The organism is Candidatus Poribacteria bacterium (assembly GCA_021295755.1).
Lineage (GTDB): Bacteria > Poribacteria > WGA-4E > WGA-4E > PCPOR2b > PCPOR2b.
Map to the genome: position 1 here is coordinate 1 of JAGWBT010000054.1, position 17779 is coordinate 17779.

General features: G+C 51.0%; 16 protein-coding genes. 2 read left to right on the forward strand and 14 right to left on the reverse strand.

Going from position 1 to position 17779, the window contains the following annotated elements; translation table 11 throughout:
• Window positions 1-141: 141 nt before the first annotated feature.
• From J4G02_09650 to J4G02_09660, 3 genes are all read right to left on the reverse strand, one after another.
• Window positions 142-1677 carry a 2-isopropylmalate synthase gene (locus tag J4G02_09650; GenBank protein ID MCE2394835.1) on the reverse strand — a complete coding sequence of 512 codons (1536 nt, stop codon included), beginning with the start codon at window positions 1675-1677 and terminating at the stop codon, window positions 142-144.
• 211 nt (window positions 1678-1888) lie between these two features.
• Window positions 1889-2659 (reverse strand): class I SAM-dependent methyltransferase, encoded by a 771-nt coding sequence (locus J4G02_09655; GenBank protein ID MCE2394836.1) that lies wholly within the window; start codon window positions 2657-2659, stop codon window positions 1889-1891.
• A gap of 43 nt (window positions 2660-2702) precedes the next feature.
• Window positions 2703-3767 (reverse strand): 3-deoxy-7-phosphoheptulonate synthase, encoded by a 1065-nt coding sequence (locus J4G02_09660; protein MCE2394837.1) that lies wholly within the window; start codon window positions 3765-3767, stop codon window positions 2703-2705.
• A gap of 677 nt (window positions 3768-4444) precedes the next feature.
• Between J4G02_09660 and J4G02_09665 the strand changes: the two genes are divergently transcribed.
• Window positions 4445-5860 carry a hypothetical protein gene (locus J4G02_09665; GenBank protein MCE2394838.1) on the forward strand — a complete coding sequence of 472 codons (1416 nt, stop codon included), beginning with the start codon at window positions 4445-4447 and terminating at the stop codon, window positions 5858-5860.
• 61 nt (window positions 5861-5921) lie between these two features.
• Window positions 5922-6722 carry a Uma2 family endonuclease gene (locus tag J4G02_09670; GenBank protein MCE2394839.1) on the forward strand — a complete coding sequence of 267 codons (801 nt, stop codon included), beginning with the start codon at window positions 5922-5924 and terminating at the stop codon, window positions 6720-6722.
• Window positions 6723-6748: 26 nt separating this feature from the next.
• Here J4G02_09670 and J4G02_09675 read toward each other — a convergent pair whose 3' ends face one another.
• From J4G02_09675 to J4G02_09725, 11 genes are all read right to left on the reverse strand, one after another.
• Window positions 6749-7684, reverse strand: coding sequence for an ABC transporter permease (locus tag J4G02_09675; GenBank protein ID MCE2394840.1), 936 nt, complete (start codon window positions 7682-7684; stop codon window positions 6749-6751).
• Between the two features lie 36 nt (window positions 7685-7720).
• Window positions 7721-8959, reverse strand: coding sequence for a Gfo/Idh/MocA family oxidoreductase (locus J4G02_09680; protein MCE2394841.1), 1239 nt, complete (start codon window positions 8957-8959; stop codon window positions 7721-7723).
• Window positions 8960-8973: 14 nt separating this feature from the next.
• On the reverse strand, window positions 8974-9495 hold the full coding sequence (locus J4G02_09685) for an ureidoglycolate lyase (protein MCE2394842.1): 522 nt from the start codon (window positions 9493-9495) through the stop codon (window positions 8974-8976).
• Between the two features lie 154 nt (window positions 9496-9649).
• Window positions 9650-10657 (reverse strand): Ldh family oxidoreductase, encoded by a 1008-nt coding sequence (locus J4G02_09690; protein MCE2394843.1) that lies wholly within the window; start codon window positions 10655-10657, stop codon window positions 9650-9652.
• A gap of 11 nt (window positions 10658-10668) precedes the next feature.
• The gene (locus J4G02_09695) at window positions 10669-11838 is read right to left on the reverse strand and encodes a Gfo/Idh/MocA family oxidoreductase (protein MCE2394844.1); all 1170 of its coding nucleotides are present in this window, start codon (window positions 11836-11838) and stop codon (window positions 10669-10671) included.
• A 330-nt stretch (window positions 11839-12168) separates the two neighbouring features.
• Window positions 12169-12912, reverse strand: a complete 744-nt coding sequence (locus J4G02_09700; GenBank protein ID MCE2394845.1) for a phytanoyl-CoA dioxygenase family protein — start codon at window positions 12910-12912, stop codon at window positions 12169-12171.
• Window positions 12913-12942: 30 nt separating this feature from the next.
• Window positions 12943-13950 (reverse strand): aldo/keto reductase, encoded by a 1008-nt coding sequence (locus J4G02_09705; protein MCE2394846.1) that lies wholly within the window; start codon window positions 13948-13950, stop codon window positions 12943-12945.
• 83 nt (window positions 13951-14033) lie between these two features.
• Window positions 14034-14423, reverse strand: coding sequence for a hypothetical protein (locus J4G02_09710; GenBank protein ID MCE2394847.1), 390 nt, complete (start codon window positions 14421-14423; stop codon window positions 14034-14036).
• A gap of 17 nt (window positions 14424-14440) precedes the next feature.
• Complete coding sequence (locus J4G02_09715) at window positions 14441-14881, reverse strand: SAM-dependent chlorinase/fluorinase (GenBank protein MCE2394848.1); 441 nt, start codon at window positions 14879-14881, stop codon at window positions 14441-14443.
• A gap of 47 nt (window positions 14882-14928) precedes the next feature.
• A complete protein-coding gene (locus J4G02_09720; protein ID MCE2394849.1) occupies window positions 14929-16404 on the reverse strand; it encodes a sulfatase-like hydrolase/transferase in 1476 nt (491 codons plus the stop codon).
• Window positions 16405-16498: 94 nt separating this feature from the next.
• On the reverse strand, window positions 16499-17701 hold the full coding sequence (locus J4G02_09725; GenBank protein MCE2394850.1) for a Gfo/Idh/MocA family oxidoreductase: 1203 nt from the start codon (window positions 17699-17701) through the stop codon (window positions 16499-16501).
• Window positions 17702-17779 lie beyond the last annotated feature (78 nt).

The following is a 17779-nucleotide window of genomic DNA, read 5'->3' on the forward strand; positions in this document are numbered from 1 at the left end:
TTTGTAGACGTTGACACAAGGAGCCAATCTGTATCACCGCCTGAAAAGACGGGGGTTTAGATTGGAAGATTTTGATAAAAAAGCCGTAGAGACACAGTATACCGTGCCCCTACGGCTTTTTTTGTTTATGGATTTCTGATCCTATTCTTCATAGCGCAGGTGGATAATCTTGTTGATGGCATCAATGTAGGCTTTCGCGCTTGCTTCAATAATATCCGTACTAGCACCATACCCAATAATCACGTGCCCGTTGTCCTGCACCCTGATTGTGACCTCGCCGATGGCATCCTTTCCCTCGGTCACAGCCCTGATGTTGTAGTCTGTGAGTAGGAGAGGAATCTTAGCGACCCGATCAATTGCCTTGTAGGCTGCATCAACGGGACCTTCACCGGTGGATGCCTCCTCAATAACGCCTGCTTCGGTACGGACACCTACCGTCGTTGTTGAAGATATTTTCGTCCCGCTGACCACCTGAATGTACTCCAATTGGAAGGTTTCGGGAATCGAGCGGACTTCGTCTCTCATAATTGCCTCAAGGTCGGCATCGTGAACCTCTTTTTTCTTGTCGGCAACGCTGAGGAATCGTTCATAGATTTTTTCGAGTTGTTCCTGCGTCACTTCATAACCGAGCGCATTCAGACGGTGCCTGAGTGCGTTGCGTCCGGATCTCGGACTGAGGATAATCTGGCTCTCCTGCCAACCAACATCCGCCGGATCAATAATCTCAAAGGTATCCCGCTGCTTGATAACACCATCTTGATGAATGCCAGAACTGTGGGCGAACGCATTCTCACCAACGATGGCTTTGTTCGGTTGGACAGGTATCCCCATTGTCCGGCTGACACGACGACTAATCGGAACGATTTCTTTCGTATTGATGTCGGTATAGTAGCCGCTGTAATAGTCTCGACGGGTTCGGATTGCCATCACAACCTCTTCGAGCGATGTGTTACCAGCGCGTTCACCGAGTCCATTGATTGTGCACTCAACCTGCCTTGCCCCGTTTTCAATCGCTTCGAGACTGTTCGCAACAGCGAATCCCAGGTCATTATGGCAGTGGACACTGATAATCGCTTGATCGATATTGGGAACATTCGCTTTGATGTCCGCGATAAGTTTTCCGAATTCAGCCGGTACAGTCCAACCCACTGTTTCGGGGATGTTCACAACCGTTGCCCCTGCTGCAATCGTCGCTTCGACCACTTCATAAAGATAGCTTGGTTCCGTGCGTCCGGCGTCCATCGGCGAAAATTCGATAACTGCACCGGGGTGTCCAGCAGATAGACTTTTCGCATAGGTGACGGCGTCGATTGCCATCTGCAGCGTCTCTTCGGGAGAGGTGCGTGTGATACGTTCTCGGTGAATCGGTGATGTGCCGACAAACGTGTGAATACGAGGCCTTTGCGCGTTTTTAATCGCGCCCCACGCCGCGGTGATGTCCTTCTCAATTACGCGTGAAAGCGCGCAAATTTCTGGTCCTTCAACCTCATTAGAGATGCGCGTCACTGCATCGAAATCGCCGGGTGATGAGACAGGGAAACCGGCTTCGATAATATCGACTTGCAGTTTTGCGAGATGTTTCGCTATTTCCAGCTTTTCCTCAAGATTCAGTGCGGCACCGGGCGTTTGCTCGGCATCTCGCAGGGTGGTATCAAAAATATAAACTTTCTCAGACACTGTGTGATTCTCCTTTTTTGTAATTGTGCTATGTTCCGTCCTTTGTTCTAACGATTTCAAATTGTCTTCGGTATCACGTAAATCCGGTTCGTCGGTAGCCGTCAACCCCACCTTCATCACCTCCTTTCGTGACGCGTGTCGTAATGCGTGAAACGTAAAACGTGATAGAGGATTTACTTTTGACTCTTTGACCTGCTCCTTTTAGGCATAATCATGCTTCACACCGTTTTTCAGCCAAAACAATCATTCGATTTGAATCCCATGTGAACTCACTGCCGTCAAAACCACCAAATACTTGAATCGGCACAAGCCCCGCACGGTTAAGCATTTTTGTAAGCTCAGTATAGAAATACGACCGCCAAGCTAGACGAACTTCACGCTTGCTCCCGTCAGGAGCAATGTAGGTGCGAAGTTCTTCGATGTTCCCCGTCAGGAGATTGTAATCTCGTTTAGTCAGGGCGACCGTGCCATCTGAAAGTTCGTCCCAGCTTTGAGGGCGAAAATCGCGGATAATCCGCAGGGTATTGAGGAGATCAATGAGGAATTTACCCCCCGGCTTTAGCGCTCTCGCGACAGCGTCAAGGACTTTCTGATTCTCCGTATCGTCAAAGTAGCCGAAAGCCGTGAACATATTGATGGCCGCATCAAACTCACCTTCAAATGGAATCTCCCTCATATCGGCATGGACGAACTGAATCTGAAGATTGCGTGCTGCGGCGGCATCTTTCGCAAGATCGAGGAAAGTAGCTGAAAGATCCTGCCCGACCATTGAATAGCCTGCTGCTGCGAGTTCAACCGTATGTCTGCCGTGCCCGCAGCAGAGATCCAAGATTCGCGCACCCCCGGATGCATCAGAAGCAGCTTGTGGGAGATTCAGCGTACTATTAATGAAGTCCGCCTCTCTCTGGGTTCGCTCATTGGTAAACCCACTCGCATACTCCTTAAGGTAGTGCTCATCGTAGAAGGTTTTGTACCATACCATAGGGAGATTCTCCTTACCCCTTCCAAATGGGCTTTCAGATCACTTAAGCGAGGCTTTTATGTGCAGCCTTAAGCAGTGAAGCGGTCGTCTCCCAATCAATACAACTGTCGGTGACGGAAACGCCGTATTCAAGCGTGGATCGATCAAAACCCGTTAAGTCAGAGGGGATTTTCTGACTTCCAGCATTAATATTTGATTCCAACATAATTCCCACAATCCCATCATTTCCATCACGAATCTGTTTTAATATCTCCTCAAAAACAGCGGGCTGCTTGCTGTAATCTTTCTCTGAATTTCCGTGACTACAATCTATCACAACGTTTGGAGATAGCTCCTCTTCCGTCAGCATCGCCTGAATATCCTGAACGCTTTGTGAGTCATAATTTACACCCGTATTGCTCCCTCGTATCACAATATGAGTGTATGGATTACCCGTTGTCCGTACAACAGAGGGAGCACCATATCCATCAATTCCTAGAAAAGAGTGTTCGCCATTTGCCGATAAGATCGCGTTGACCGCAACGGAAATATCGCCCTGAGTGCTGTTTTTAAAGCCAACCGGCATTGAGAGACCCGAAGCGAGCTGTCTGTGTTGTGGAGACTCAGTTGTTCGCGCCCCGATCGCTGCCCACGAAACCAGATCAGAATTATATTGAGGCGTGAAGGTTTCAAGATATTCAGTGGCGCACGGCAACCCTATCTCAAGATTATCCATCAATATCCTTCTTGAGATATATAAACCGTCCTTGATATCCCCGGCTCCGTTTAGATGTGGATCATAGATTAAGCCTTTCCAACCTAAATTGGTGCGGGGTTTTTCAAAATAGGACCTAACTATAACAACTATGCGATCTGAAACAGCGTCCGAAACCTCTTTCAAGCTTGCCGCATAGTCATGGGCAACCTCTGCATCATGGATGGAACAAGGTCCAACAATAACAAATTTTCGTGAATCGGTGCCGTCCAAGATGTTTCTGATGCTTGTTCTGCCATGTTGGACTGTCTGCGTCATCGCATCCGTTCTTGGGAGATCCGTTAACAACTGCCTTGGGCTCATCAAGGTTTGATAGTCTTTGACATTTCTGTCAATTGTACCGTTGGTCTGCATTATTTTACTGCCTCCTATGGACAAAAAAAACGCCCACCATCGAACCTGTTTTCGATGATGGGCATCAATGAACAACCGAATGTGGGATAATCTCTACATCTTCGATGCATACAACAAAAAGAGATAAAGGAAGTACAATGTTGTTTGATGTGCAATGTGGGTATGTGGGCAGAAATTTTTCACAGCTATTTCTTTTAAGTGTACCAATAGCCAAGTATGCAATCACTTGACTTTATTGGAGTATAATTTTGTGTAATATATCTGTCGTATTAGTCAGCCGCCTGATTTACTAGTGCGATGCCGCGCGGGGCAGGAGCACCTCTTATTGACGTACTCCAAAAGCTGAAGCATTTGTCCCGATTCATCAGGACACTTTCTAATTGTGCAGTCAACAGTATTGCAGGAGTTTCTACACCACCTGTCTTACTATACCTCCTGCAAGGGACAACGCCCTGCCCCTATGCCAGCGTCTTTAACCCGCTTCCCGGTGCTAGCAACTGTGAAAATGATGTCATATTCTAACAAACCCGTTGACAAGATGTCAAGGTAATTTTCGTTGACAACCCTTTTTCTGAGTGTTATAGTTATGTTTTGGAGCGTTGCTGAAACAGATTTAACCGGGATTCAAAGATTAAAGAATCAGGAGAATCCAACAATCCTGACAAAGGAGCAGTCGTTTGAACGCTGAAGAAAAGTGTCTATTTATTAACAGTCAGATTCCCAAAGGGGGACTCTTCACCGGTGAGCAGAAGACCGTTCACCCCGATAGTAATGTAACGTGGCGGATTTCACCAGAACCATTTTGGATTCTTCAAGAACACTTGGATTGGCTTGAGGAACTCGGACCGCATCTCTTGCGGTTCTACAAAGCCTGTAACCTGCTCTACTCACAGAGTGTACGCGGCATTCAGCCGGATTGGGTTGCAGCGTACCTTGATCAGGGAAAGCCTGAATCCGTGATAGAGCTCGGACGGATGAATCGATTCAAGAGTCAACTGCCGCAAGTGATTCGTCCTGATATCCTGCCGACCCCCGACGGCTTTGTCATCACCGAGTTGGATTCTGTCCCCGGCGGTATGGGATTCACGGGCAGCCTATCGGCACAATATGCCAAACTAGACTACGACATCATCGGCGGTAGCAATGGGATGCAACTCGCTTTTGCAGAGATGGTTAGGTCGCTAGCAAAGGTTGAACACCCAACGCTAGCAATCGTCGTGTCCGATGAATCCGCGGATTATTGGGACGAGATGAAGTGGTTAGAATCGGCACTGCGAGAGGTCGGTTTGGCTGCCTATACTATCAAACCCCGCGACGTAATTTTTACGGAAGATGCGCTGTTCCTTGAATCGGATGAGGGAAAGGTCCAAATTGACATCCTCTACCGCTTCTTTGAACTGTTTGATCTGAAAAACATCCCCAAAGTAGAGTTGATGCTCTACGGTGCCAAAAGACGAACAGTAGTGATGACCCCGCCACCCAAAACATACCTTGAGGAAAAGCTGATGTTCGCTCTGTTCCATCACCCATCCCTCCAACCCTTCTGGCAGAGAGAACTTGGGAAGAAAACCTACCAATTCCTACCGAACATCATCCCACAGACATGGTTACTCGATTCGCGGGAACTGCCACCACACGCTGTTATCCCAGACCTTGAGATTGATGGACTACCTGTCACGAACTGGCGACAAATTATCCCTGTCTCGCAACGTCAACGGGAACTTGTGCTCAAGCCGTCGGGATTCTCTGAATTGGCGTGGGGCAGTCGTGGAGTTGCGATCGGACATGACCTTCCCACCGAAGATTGGGAAGGCGCAGTGGAGAACGCCTTGAATGGCTTTCACCAAACCCCCTATGTACTGCAAAAATTCCACAGAGCAGAACGTCTTACCATAACCTATTACGATTTTGAGCAGGGTGAAGTTCAAAGGATGCCGGGGCGGGCACTGCTTCGTCCTTACTATTTTACAACCGGCGAAAAAGTGCGTCTCGCTGGGATTCAAGCGACCGTCTGCCCGGAAGATAAAAAAGTGCTGCATGGGATGGTCGATTCGATTATCATACCGTGTGCGGTCAAAACGGATATATACTAAATTCAGCGCAGACTCCAAAGGATTGAGATATGGGCTCAACCTTCAAGCAAAGGACTTTATCATGAAAATTGCAACCACCCCAACCAATGGAGAAATTCTTGATAAGAAAGACCCCTATCCCTACGGGTGGCGTGAAGCAATGCGGACTTTGCCAGACGGAACAGAGATCCTGGAACGGACCCCCCTGACACTTGAGGACATCCTTCACCCGCAGGTCGGAGATTACCGAATGCACTCCGATGAGCATGAGCGATTTTGTAACTATCTCTACAATGTGCTATCCGCCCGACTTGCAGATCAGCCGGACGCTATCGTGTTACACGACCTCCGCGTGGCGTGGGCACACCCTGATTTCAGGGCACATGGGCCCGACATTGCGGTGATTTTCAAGCTCCGTCGGCGCATCAATTGGAGTACCTTTTCGGAGGAAGAAGAGGGGACCAAGCCAAGCCTGATTATTGAAATCGTCTCGCCTTCGACCCGCTCAACTGATGTTGTCACGAAGGTTGACCACTATGCGAGGGTCGGCGTACCGAATTATATCATCGTCGATCGATTTGAGCGACAAGGAGTCATGGTACGAGAGTTGGTGGGATACCACCTGACACCAACGGGCTACGATCAATTGAGTCCCAATGCGGATGGTTGGCTATGGCTTGAGCCTGTCAATCTTTGGCTCGGCTTGGATGGGGAAGATTTAGTCTGCTATGATGAAAGCGGTGAAGCCCTTCTGAATTATGTAGGAATGACAGAGGCCCGTGCGGAAGCGGAAGCGCGTGCCGCCGCGGAAGCTCAATCCCTTGCCGCGGCAGAGGAACGGATTCGTCAACTTGAAGCTGAATTACAGCGTCGTACATCGTAGATTTGCGCGCCCGGAATCAATTCACATCACTCTCTGCGATAAGGCAGGGCAAGCGCAGCGGGTGGTCTGGCTTGTCCGACAAAGCCAGCCAACACAAGAAGCGTTAAAACATACGGCAGCATCAAAAAGAATTGATAGGGAATAAATCCGAGATCCGCAATAGCCTGCAAACGATCGGGTAAAGCATTGGCAAGCCCAAACAGTAGTGCCGCGCCACACGCCTTGACCGGATGCCACTTCCCAAAGATGACAATCGAGAGCGCGATAAAGCCACGACCCGCAGTCATCTCCGTGCTGAAGAACGGCACGTCTACCAACGATAGATACCCACCAGCAAGTCCCGCCATGAACCCGCCAAAAAGAACACATTTCGCCTGTAACCGGAGCACACTGACACCGACCGTATCCGCCGCTTTTGGGTGTTCACCGCACGCTTGGATAGCGAGACCGTGATGGGTGTGAAATAGATAAAAGTAGACAGCGGGAACAGCGAGAAATGTTATGTAGACGAGGAGATTTTGCTGAAATAGGATGGGACCGATAAAGGGAATGCTAGATAACAGCGGAATATGAAGCGGTTGAAAGATTACTACCTTCAGTGCGTCCCCGGTTGCGCCAAATATGCGGCGGTACAACACCTCGACGAGTCCGAACGCCAAGAGGTTGATGCCGGTGCCCGTCACCACCTGATCGGTTTTTAGCCACAGGACTAAGCTCCCAAAGATGCTGGCTAAGACCACGCCGCTCAACCCACCGAACAGGATACCGAGCCACGGCGCAAGCCCAGGATTCATACCTTGGATATAGAAAGAACCGAGCCAGCCGGTAAAAGCCCCCAAAATCATCATGCCTTCCAACCCAATATTGATGACTCCGGCGCGTTCAGCAATAATTTCTCCGAGGGCGACAAGCAAAAGTGGCGTTGCGTAGCGAACTGTTGCTTCAAGAATATATTCAATCATGTCACATCAAATGTCCATTAAGATCAGACACAATCACTATTTCAGGGAGAGTGCCTCATCAATTTCCGCCTGATACTCGTAAACTTCGCAGTTCTCCACTTCGCTCATTCGTAATGCCCGTCCAGCTCTGGATGATTCAAATATTGCGTAGAGGGCTGCCACATCCTTCAATCCGCAGACCCCATCGACTTCGATCTCCCGTCCATTGAGAATTGACTCTGCCAGTTCGTAATATTCGAGCGCGATGAGTTTCCAATCCACCGTGGGGTCTCCAGCGGTAACACCCGATGGAAAGAAATGTTCCGCTAACGGCTCTAGGGAGAACCCATCTATCGCTGTCAGGATCTTCTCTTGGTTCATCGCTTCCTGATCCCTCTGCTGCATGCTGATCCTGCCGCCGCGTGTTCCAAAGCCGTTGATGCTTCCCCCATCACCGAAGATGATTTCACCGCCGCAACTGCCGTGCCCACTAAGACCGACCAGCCAGTTCACAGTCGTCCCGTTCTCCATTTTGAACGTCGCCAGCGAAGTGTCCTCTGCCGTCGCCGGAACTTCTGCCTCCATTACCCGATGCCGATTTTGGTAGAAGGTGTAGGTATCACCGATGCTGTCGGGCTTTCTTCTTACCGGTTCAATCAACCGCACATCCCCGTAGACTTCTGCTATGTCGCCGAGTTGATACCGGATCATGTGGGTGAAGTGAACCGCCATGTCGAGGATTGCTCCGCCGCGTTCCTTAAGATGCCGCCAAGGAGTAATGAAGATACCGTCACCCGGACTGAGTGCATGGAACAACGCCATATAAGGTGTCCCTATCGCGCCTGTCTCCAACAGATAGCGGACGAGTCGGGCGGAGGGATCTCGTCGGAAGTTCTCCGCCACCAACAGATGACGGTTATTTCGCGCTGCGGCTTCGATCATCTGCCGACACGCCTTTACCGTGATAGCCATTGGCTTTTCCACCATCACATGGAGTCCGAGATCAAGTGCTTGGCACACGACATCGTGGTGCACCGACGGATCTGTCACCACGTCTACGGCGGCCAAGTCGGGCACAGTGCGAGCCATCTCCTCCAAGTCGGTGAAAATCTCTGGACGGACGCCCATCAATTTCTCCGCTTCCAGAACGGCAAGCCCGGCATTCTCTCGGCGAATGTCACACACAGCACAGAGTTCAACGTTGGAGACAGGACTTTGCACCAACTCCCGCAAACCGTACAGATGTCGCGTCCCCATCCCGCCGCAGCCTACTAGCCCAAGTCTGATTTTGTCCATATTGCCTCCGCCATCTACGGGGTATAATTTGCCAGATCCGGTTCGATAGCCAGTCCTTGTTCCAGATCGAAATCGACTTCGACCGAATGTGCGTGATAATCCTGATCACCACGAACCGTTTGATAGACATCGTCCCCCTCCACACAGATAGGCATGGTATGCCACACCTTGAGCCCCAAACAGACCCCTGTACTCCCGTCCGAATAGAAGGCGCGGACATCTTCAGCCTCTAGGGTGTCCTTCACAGGACCGACCAGAAACACTGTTGGACGGTGCAGGCTTGGATAGAACGCTTGACCCGCGTCGGTGTGAAAGGCGAAGTGTGCCCGCTGCAATCCTTCAGAGAGTGGCGTTTTTTGGGGGTCGGAATCCACAGTTGCCTCGGAAAGCGCTGCGGTCACGGGATACGCAGCTGAACGGAGCCCCCCTTTTGCTATCTCTGGTTTGGCTTCCTCGAATGTTTCAATGACCTCCCCGAACGGTGCGAAGGCTTCGGGGGTCAGTGGTTCAATTTTGACTTTGAAGCTTTTCCACATGGTTCTAATCCCTCCTCACATCATTGACTGCTGATGGTTAAAAATTGATTCTTGTCCAACGATTGTCCGCTCTGAAAAAATACTCAGTTGGGTTAACCGCTAATGAGGCAAATTGTGGGTAGGGAACAACGATCGTTGTTCCCTACTATTCTTGTTACAGTCGCATTGTCGGTGGTAAGCCACATTCTTCGGCGGTTTGATTGAGTCGCTCAATGTCTGTGAAACTGATAGGTGCACCATCGCGCCTGTATTCCTCTTCCCTGCGAGCCTCAGGTGTTCCGGGCAGCGTTGCCTCATCATAGCCACGTAACGGTGCCATCGTTTCTCGGACTCCACGCACCAAGTTATCGACCCCAGCACGGAATTCTTGTGGATCAGTGAACAGTCCTATATCCATAATCACAATCATACCCCCAGCTTGTCCACGGGGCCATTTCTCTTTTACCGCTTTTGCCCGTGCGCTGTCCGTGCCAACAAAGGGGCCGCCAAGTCCCCTAGCGACACCGGTATAGCCCATAGACTTGAAGAACGCGGCTGGAATCATTTCCTGCAAGGCATCGAATTCCTCACCGCGTTGGTAGTCGGCGAGGATGCAGGTTGCCATATCCGGAATAAGCGGGGGTTCGTCCCCACCGGGTAAGCCAAAGCAGAGTGGAGGATTGCCCCAATAGGCGGCAGGGGGTCGGTTGTTGGGGTCTGCCGGACCAAATTCACTTGAACCGCCCTGTACGGAAAAGGCAGTACACCCCTCTTCCATTGCCCGACGGACATAATGCCCCGCCGAGCCGTAGTGTCCAATATGACAGGTTGCACCAACACTCACGCCATTTGCCTTTGCTTTGTCGATAGCACTTTCGGTTGCCATCATCATCGGTGCGTATCCTAAGCCACCATCGCCGTCAATCAGGACAGCGGTGGGGGTTTCTTTGAGGACCTGGCAGTTGGGGTTGGGGTTAATCAACCCGTCTCGCAAACTCTCGCAATAACCGGGAACCTGTCGGAGACCGTGGGAATGCACCCCTCGCAGGTCGCCGTTGGTCAACAGTTGGGCGAGTTGCTCTGCGTGATCTCCGCGCAAGCCCGCAGCTTTGAAACACGCTCCAGCAAAGTCACGCAACCGCGTTTCCGAAATACGTTTGGATTCTTGGGGTGGACGGTTCATTGTATGCCCTCCTATTCCTTTTGCTCTTTCTCGCTTAGTATTTTCATAACTTGATGATGCCCCATCCCCTGATTTTTCAGTTCGGCATAGGCTTTCTCGTCAATGGCATCGCGTTTGAGAAAACCGCGGATATCGTATCTGCCCGGTTTTTCTACCGGTAGCTTCCCCTCATCCACCATCAACTCCAATGGATGACCTTCCTCCTGCAGGGGCAGCTGGATAACGCGATGTTGTCGAGCGGATTCGTAGAGCGCCATCATGATCTCTACAGTCGCACGCGCTTTTTTGCCGGTGCCACGGTGTTCGGGACCGCCTTCGATCCAAGCGATAAGTTCACGCACCTGTGCGGCGTTGGTCTGGCCGCCGATTGGTCGAATTTCCTCCGCCTCTACGCGTAGAGGCACCTGTTCCCAACCATCAGAATCAGCGTTAAATAGCTTGACTCCCGCTTCACTGACATCCAGCATGCCCTCGGTGCCTCGGATGTGAAATCCGCCCGCCGCTGCACCCTCCATGCACAGGTCTGACTGTATAAAGAGCTGCAGTCCACCTTCCATCTGCACCAGCGCCATGCAGCTGTCTTCGATTGGCGTATCCCGTTCATAACGATCTGTATCCCGCTCTACCGCTCCCATCACCCAGAGTGCTTGCGGATCCCCCAAAACGAAGCGCGAACCGTCGATCGCGTGTGTACCACAATTGAGCAATCCCTGCACGATTTTGCAGTTTACCAAGACCGGATCGCCAATAGCCTTCTGTCGAATCAACTCATGCGCCTTCTCCCAGCCGGGTGTAAAACGTCGCTGATGGCTGATTATTAACTTCGTGCCATTCGCCTCACAGGCATCGACCATGCTGTTTGCTGCACCTAAACTGGTCGCCATCGGTTTTTCGCAGATTACAGCTTTGACACCCGCTTGTGCCGCCGCGATAGTCGGTGCTGGATGGAGCGGATGCCATGTGCATACGCTGACGATATCCGGCTTCGCTTTCTCCAGCATCTCTTCGACAGTGGGGTAGCCCTGCGGAATGTTGTACTTCTCCATGTATTCCTCGCGGGCGACCAATAGTGGATCGGCAACTGCGACTACCTCCACATTGTCATTCAAATTATAGCCATCCATGTGGGCATTGCCGATAGATCCGCAACCGATAATTGCCGCGGTATATTTATTTGACATATAGTGTTCCCTTTCCGTTTGGGATAAGTATATGTAAATCCTTATTGGCTCATGTAAAAAGAAGATGCAAAACGTTAAGCGCGTGAAACGTGATGCGTAAAACTTGATTATAGTGAATCAGAGAAATAAGTAGACATTTACCGATAATTCTAACCTACGCGAAGTTTCAAAAGTCCCCCTGAACCCCTCTGATAAGAGGGGAAAGACAAGGGAGAAGATCCCCTCTTATCTTCTCCCCTTGTCAGGTGCATTGGAAGTGTCTAAATAATTCTAAAATCTACTATAGTTCATTGGTTCATTAGTTCATTGCTGCCCAACCTATCGTAAGGTCTACGGTGTCCTCGGCAGTTTTCGCATCAATTGTTTTTCACGTTCCGAAAACCCCGCCCAAACACTTTCAGGAACCGGGTTCCGTTCCCGGTGTTCTCGCTGCATCCAGCCACGGAGACATGCAAACACCGCAACAGGGCGTGGAGTGTTCGTATGGTTGGGCGTCCCCCGATGCAGACAACGGGGGTCTCGGATCAGGACATCACCAACGTTCATCAGCAGCGGTTCAAGCGGGATTTCGCTATTTTCAATCCGACGCAACGCCTCCGCTTTTGGAAGCAGATGCGTTCCGCGGGCGACCTCAAACGGTCCGTGCGCCGGTGTGACATCAATAAAAGGAAAATTCACCGCCAGAATCGCAGGGGGATGTTGAAAATCGGGGTTTTCAGGGAATAGAGAACCAACATCGCCATGAATCTCCTGATACACCGACCCTTTGAGTGGTGTGTCACTAGCGTACTGATCGATCGCGAAATCCTCCCCTATCACTTGGCTTGCAATGGCGATAACCGTATCGTCGTCGAAGAAGCACGGATTATACAACGGCGACTCGAAAGGCAATGTGATGTAATGCCTCGCCGGTCCACGGTTTGGGTTCTCTGCGTGCTCAGCGACATAATCGCGCAGGATTGGTGCAAAGGCTTCGTTGCAAGCCTCAATGGCAGGGAGAGGAAATTGGTCTCGCAAAATGCAGAAACCGTCCACCAGAATTTGCTCCACCTTTTCCTGAATATCCACTGACATCGTGCGATTCTCCTTGTTCTTTTCGTGGCTTCAGATCTGTGTCCGCCCTTGATAGATGAGAGGATGAACAATTCCAATCTCCTCTATGGCAGCTTTGAGGTCGTCTGGAAGTGCTCCACGGCGTGCAGCAGATAAATTGAATTCGACTTCCTGAAGGTTACTGAAACCAACAACGATGGACTGTTGCCTTTGCTCTGAAAGCATCCACCGGATGCAGAGTTCTGCCATGGGGATACCAGCGTTTGCATGGATATCAAGAAACTTGAAATAGGAGGCCTTGAAAGTCTCATCCATCCAATCAGGAGGGTTTTCTCGCCATGTGTCTTGGGGAACGGCAAGCCAGCCTTTCATCAGCGGTGCGCCAATTACAACACCTACCCGCAGGTCTTGAGCGGTCGGGAACAGGAATTCAACGGCATTCCTAAAGACCGGGTTGAACTGATGCGCTGTCATAACAGAATCAACCTCAACCACTTTCAGTATCCGCTCCAACAGACGCGCATTCTTCGCCGTCAATCCGATAAAACGTGCTTTGCCGCTGCGTTTTGCGTTGGCGAGAAATTCGATCGCTGGTGCATTAACGAAGTCATAGTCTATGTCATCCTCAATGAGTGCACCCCAATCCACCGAATTTCCATCATCGGGTATATCGTCAGTCCACCACTTCAGGTAATCCGCCTCGTGAATCTGAATGATGTCCACGTAATCGGTCTGAAGCCGCTTGAGAGAACCCTCGAATTGTTCCATGAGCTGATCGGCGCTGCGGTGCGCTTCCAAGCGGTAGCGCTGGGGGTTTATAAATCCCACCTTGGTCGCAAGGATGACTCTGTCCCGTTTTTCTTTCAAGGCGGCACCTAGCATCGTCTCATCCCTACCGTCCCCGTAGTTTGCGGCTGTATCGAAATAGTTCACGCCGTGGTCAACGGCATAATCCATACATAGATCTACACCATCCTGCCCTTGACCGGCCATAAACGCAGAACCGAGTCCGAGTTCACTGACGCTGAGTCCTGTCTTACCAAGTGTGCGTATTTTCATTTTCATTGTCCGTACCCGTATTGATTCACCCATGTCCTTTCGGCGTGAGGATACAAATAATGACAGCTTCCAAGAGACCGACTTCACCGAGTCAGGAATTCACGGAAACTCTGCAATGCCTCTGCTATCTGCGGGGTGAATGCAGCCGTATCGGGATTAGTAGTATACATGGAATGGAGTAGATTCGCCAGATGATTTAAGTGGCGAATCACAGCAACACCCTCTGCATAGGACATATCGGGGATCAAGAATTTTTGATACCACTGTTGAATCGGCAGATCGCCCGGCGTCGCATAAAGCGTCAACCACGCCCATCCCTGATCTAGGTTCCAAGCTAGCTCGATCCACGGATCCGGCTCGTAGGTATTAGCAGGAATGCGCTGTATCCCTTCAGAAGGGATGTTTTGAGACCTCTGAAATTCCCCCGCCGGTTCTGCAGCGGGTGCGGCAGCGAATGGTCGATTCGTATCCATAGATCTGTCGCTTTCAGTTATTGGTCGCCACCTTGAGTTTGCATTTTGTGGAGAACGACCTTACCGGAACTCTTGATTTTCAACGTCTCCGCCAGATAGCCTTCATTAATAGCAATCTTGAGCACACTCTCCTCTATGTCGAAACGTACCAAATAATCTCCGACCGGTACATCGCCATAGTTTTCAACGTATTGACAGTCGATTTTCTGCCCGTCTTCAAATTCGACTGTGATAGCATCTTTCAGCTTCCATCCGAGCGCACTGAATGCCGCGGGTTTAATATCGGTTACGACATTGGCATGGTTATCAATCGCTGTGATTTGCCCCATAATTTCTTCAGGAGCTGCCTTTTCGGCTTCTGCCATTCCCTCCTCTGTGGCAGTCTTGCCACTGCAACCTAGCCATAACATTGTCCCGACCATCAAAATCAGTGCATAAAGCAAAACATTGTATTTCATAGTAAAGTCTCCTTATTGTTTAGTCGACATCATTGATATTTTATTGTTTAGTCGACATCATTGATATTTTTCGGATAGGGGCGCTGCCAATCTTCCTTACCGAACGCTGGATTACCAGCAAGATCCTTAGAATATACCCGACTGCTCTCATGGGAGAGGCTCATTGAATTCATAATCTCTCGCGTCAGTTCGGTGTCCAATCTGGTATACTCTTCCTGATAGCCTTCCTCTTTCATCAGATTCTGCTGCTCATTCGGATCTTCCGACAGATTAAACAGTAATACCTCACCGCCCGCGTATTTACATAACTTCCACTGACCATCATAAATCATCCAACCACCCCTGACCATCCCGATGACACGTTCTCGCTGGTTTTCGCGTGGGATGTCAAGTTCGGGCAACGGTATGGAGTCCATGTAGTCGGGGATCTCGCACCCACCGAAATGTAGCATCGTTGCGGTCACATCGCCCAATTCGACTATATCGGTGCATGTTTTCGATTGGTCAGTCCACGGCAGACGCACCAAGAGCGGGACATGGATACTAGATTCAAAGAACGTGCCCTTGCCGATAAAATTGTGATCGCCGAGGTAATCGCCGTGATCGCTGGAGAAGATGATAATCGTGTTGTCCAACAGTTCTTTTTCGCGTAAGGCATCAAGGATCTGTCCCATCTCGTAGTCAATCTGTTTGACCAACCCCGCATAGTGTGCCCGAATCTTCTTCTTGTGTGCTTCCGTAAATTCGGTATAATCAACACCGTTCCACGGTTGGCGGTTGCCCTCAATATTTCCCTGACGGAGCCTTGGGGTATCCCCCTCTACTGCCGGAATCGAATCGGGCATGGCGGCTGAATCAAAGTCCTCTAAAAATTCGGCGTTGGGATCGTAAGGGCAGTGGGGTCCCGGAAAACCGACCATCATCGCAAAGGGAGTCTCATCGCCGTAGTTGCGGATAAAGCGGCACGCCTCCTGTCCCACGAAACGATCGACCGAATAGCCCCAAGGAATCTTGTTGATGATCGCCCCCTTGTTTTCGTGGTAGCCGGGGTGCTCGTTTCCGTGGAGTTTTCGGTAGCCACCCTCCTTCAAGAAGTGATAGTAGTCATCACGAATCTCCAACCACCGCTTGTCTTCGGCGGCAACTCGGTATTGGAATCCCAGATTGATGTCCCACGGATAGAAGTGCATCTTACCGATGGCAGCGGTGTAATAACCCTGCTTGGAAAGAGTTTGGGGCCAAGTCTCTATGCCGGACGCAGCGAGATCAGGGCTTAACCACTGACCGTTATCGGTTACACCGTTTTTGATTGCGTTGAGCCCTGTTAGGAGCGACGCTCTAGCCGGCACACATATCGGCGAGGCAGAATAGGCACGCTCATAACGCACACCACCCTCCGCGATGCTGTCGATGTGGGGTGTATCAATGAAAGTTGCACCGTAGCAGCTCAGGAAATCTGCCCGCAGCTGATCGGGCATGATGAAAAGTAGATTCGGCTTCTTTGCCGTTTGGGGTTCCGACATTTAATTTCTCCTATAGGGGCAGCCCTTGTGGCTGCCCGTTTTTGGGCAGGCACAAGTTGCTTTGAATCCCGATTCCATCGGGGACCTGCCACTACTACGAAACAGGTCGACGTTTCCCTATTCCCTCACGTCTCGCTATATCGGAGATGAGATGTGTTGGTCGACGACGGTTGGGATTGGCGATTGCTCGCGGCGTGTCCCCGCGCAGCGTTTCTGCTGAACGGATATATAGGCTACGATCGGGGAGCGGGAGGTCTACACGCACATTGCCCCGGCGGTGCGATTCACGGATGGCAATGGCAAGCTCCAACAGATGTCGTCCCATATCGCCAGAGCAGTTGGGCGTTTTGCCCGTTTCAATACAGTTGATAGCATCCTTGACCTGTCCCACACCCGCGCTCCAGATCCGTTGGGGACGCGGAAAGATGTGCCGTACCGGCGTAGCTGGCGCGTCGTCAGTGACCTTTCCCATCTTCCACAACTCGAACTCATAGCCATCGTTGCCGTTGCGGAGATGAATCGTACCGTGCTCACCGATTGCGTCGAGCGTCCATGTTGATGCAGCGCTCGGCAGCATACGGCAGAATCCGCGGGCACCGTTTTCAAATGCCATATAGGCGTTACCCGCAAGGTCTGCATCGGCTGCGGCTTTTTCGTCGCTCTCTACCTCTCCCACAACCCAGGAAACGCGTTCATTCGCGCCTGCCAAAACACACATCGCACCAAGCCAATGGACGCCCATGTGCGACAGATTGCCCGAACCGTGCGCCGTTATTTGCAGCATCTTGCCCAGCACACCCTCGTCGATAAGTGCCCGTGCCCTGCGGTAGTATACATCAGAGGCGCGCATTGCGTTCATCATGAGGATGATACCAGCCTCGCGGCAGCCCTCAACCATCGCATCGGCTTCCTCCAGAGAAGTCGCCATCGGCTTCTCCACCCAGATGCACTTCACACCCGTCCGCCCCTCACGGACCATACGCACGATGTCCAACGTAATTTTTGCGCGTGGCGCGGCGGAGGTGCAAATGCTCACGATGTCGGGCTTCTCGCTCTCAAGCATTTCCTCGTAGTTCTCATAAAGATGCGCGTCTGGAATGGTCCAGCGTTCACCAAACGCCTCTCGTTGTTCGGCGTATAGATCGGCGGCACCGACCACCTGCACCTCTGGCACGTCCATGTAACTGCCCATGTGGCTGAACGGCACGAGCCATCCATCGCCGATCACTTCGTCGTCGATGGTGTCGGCGATACGTCCTAAACCGATGAGGGCTGCCCGATAACGTCTGTCGTTCATATCGTTCTCCTGTCTAATCTATGTTCGGGATTGTCCGAAAACTAAAAAACCTTGCGTCTTTGTGCCTTGGCGACTTTG

Coding starts and splice junctions, on each gene's coding strand:
- J4G02_09725 (MCE2394850.1), bottom strand. CDS start 17,701: ATGAACGACAGACGTTATCGGGCAGCCCTCATCGGTTTAGGACGTATC.
- J4G02_09715 (MCE2394848.1), bottom strand. CDS start 14,881: ATGAAATACAATGTTTTGCTTTATGCACTGATTTTGATGGTCGGGACA.
- J4G02_09685 (MCE2394842.1), bottom strand. CDS start 9,495: ATGTGGAAAAGCTTCAAAGTCAAAATTGAACCACTGACCCCCGAAGCC.
- J4G02_09690 (MCE2394843.1), bottom strand. CDS start 10,657: ATGAACCGTCCACCCCAAGAATCCAAACGTATTTCGGAAACGCGGTTG.
- J4G02_09720 (MCE2394849.1), bottom strand. CDS start 16,404: ATGTCGGAACCCCAAACGGCAAAGAAGCCGAATCTACTTTTCATCATG.
- J4G02_09710 (MCE2394847.1), bottom strand. CDS start 14,423: ATGGATACGAATCGACCATTCGCTGCCGCACCCGCTGCAGAACCGGCG.
- J4G02_09670 (MCE2394839.1), top strand. CDS start 5,922: ATGAAAATTGCAACCACCCCAACCAATGGAGAAATTCTTGATAAGAAA.
- J4G02_09655 (MCE2394836.1), bottom strand. CDS start 2,659: ATGGTATGGTACAAAACCTTCTACGATGAGCACTACCTTAAGGAGTAT.
- J4G02_09705 (MCE2394846.1), bottom strand. CDS start 13,950: ATGAAAATACGCACACTTGGTAAGACAGGACTCAGCGTCAGTGAACTC.
- J4G02_09680 (MCE2394841.1), bottom strand. CDS start 8,959: ATGGACAAAATCAGACTTGGGCTAGTAGGCTGCGGCGGGATGGGGACG.
- J4G02_09660 (MCE2394837.1), bottom strand. CDS start 3,767: ATGCAGACCAACGGTACAATTGACAGAAATGTCAAAGACTATCAAACC.
- J4G02_09675 (MCE2394840.1), bottom strand. CDS start 7,684: ATGATTGAATATATTCTTGAAGCAACAGTTCGCTACGCAACGCCACTT.
- J4G02_09695 (MCE2394844.1), bottom strand. CDS start 11,838: ATGTCAAATAAATATACCGCGGCAATTATCGGTTGCGGATCTATCGGC.
- J4G02_09700 (MCE2394845.1), bottom strand. CDS start 12,912: ATGTCAGTGGATATTCAGGAAAAGGTGGAGCAAATTCTGGTGGACGGT.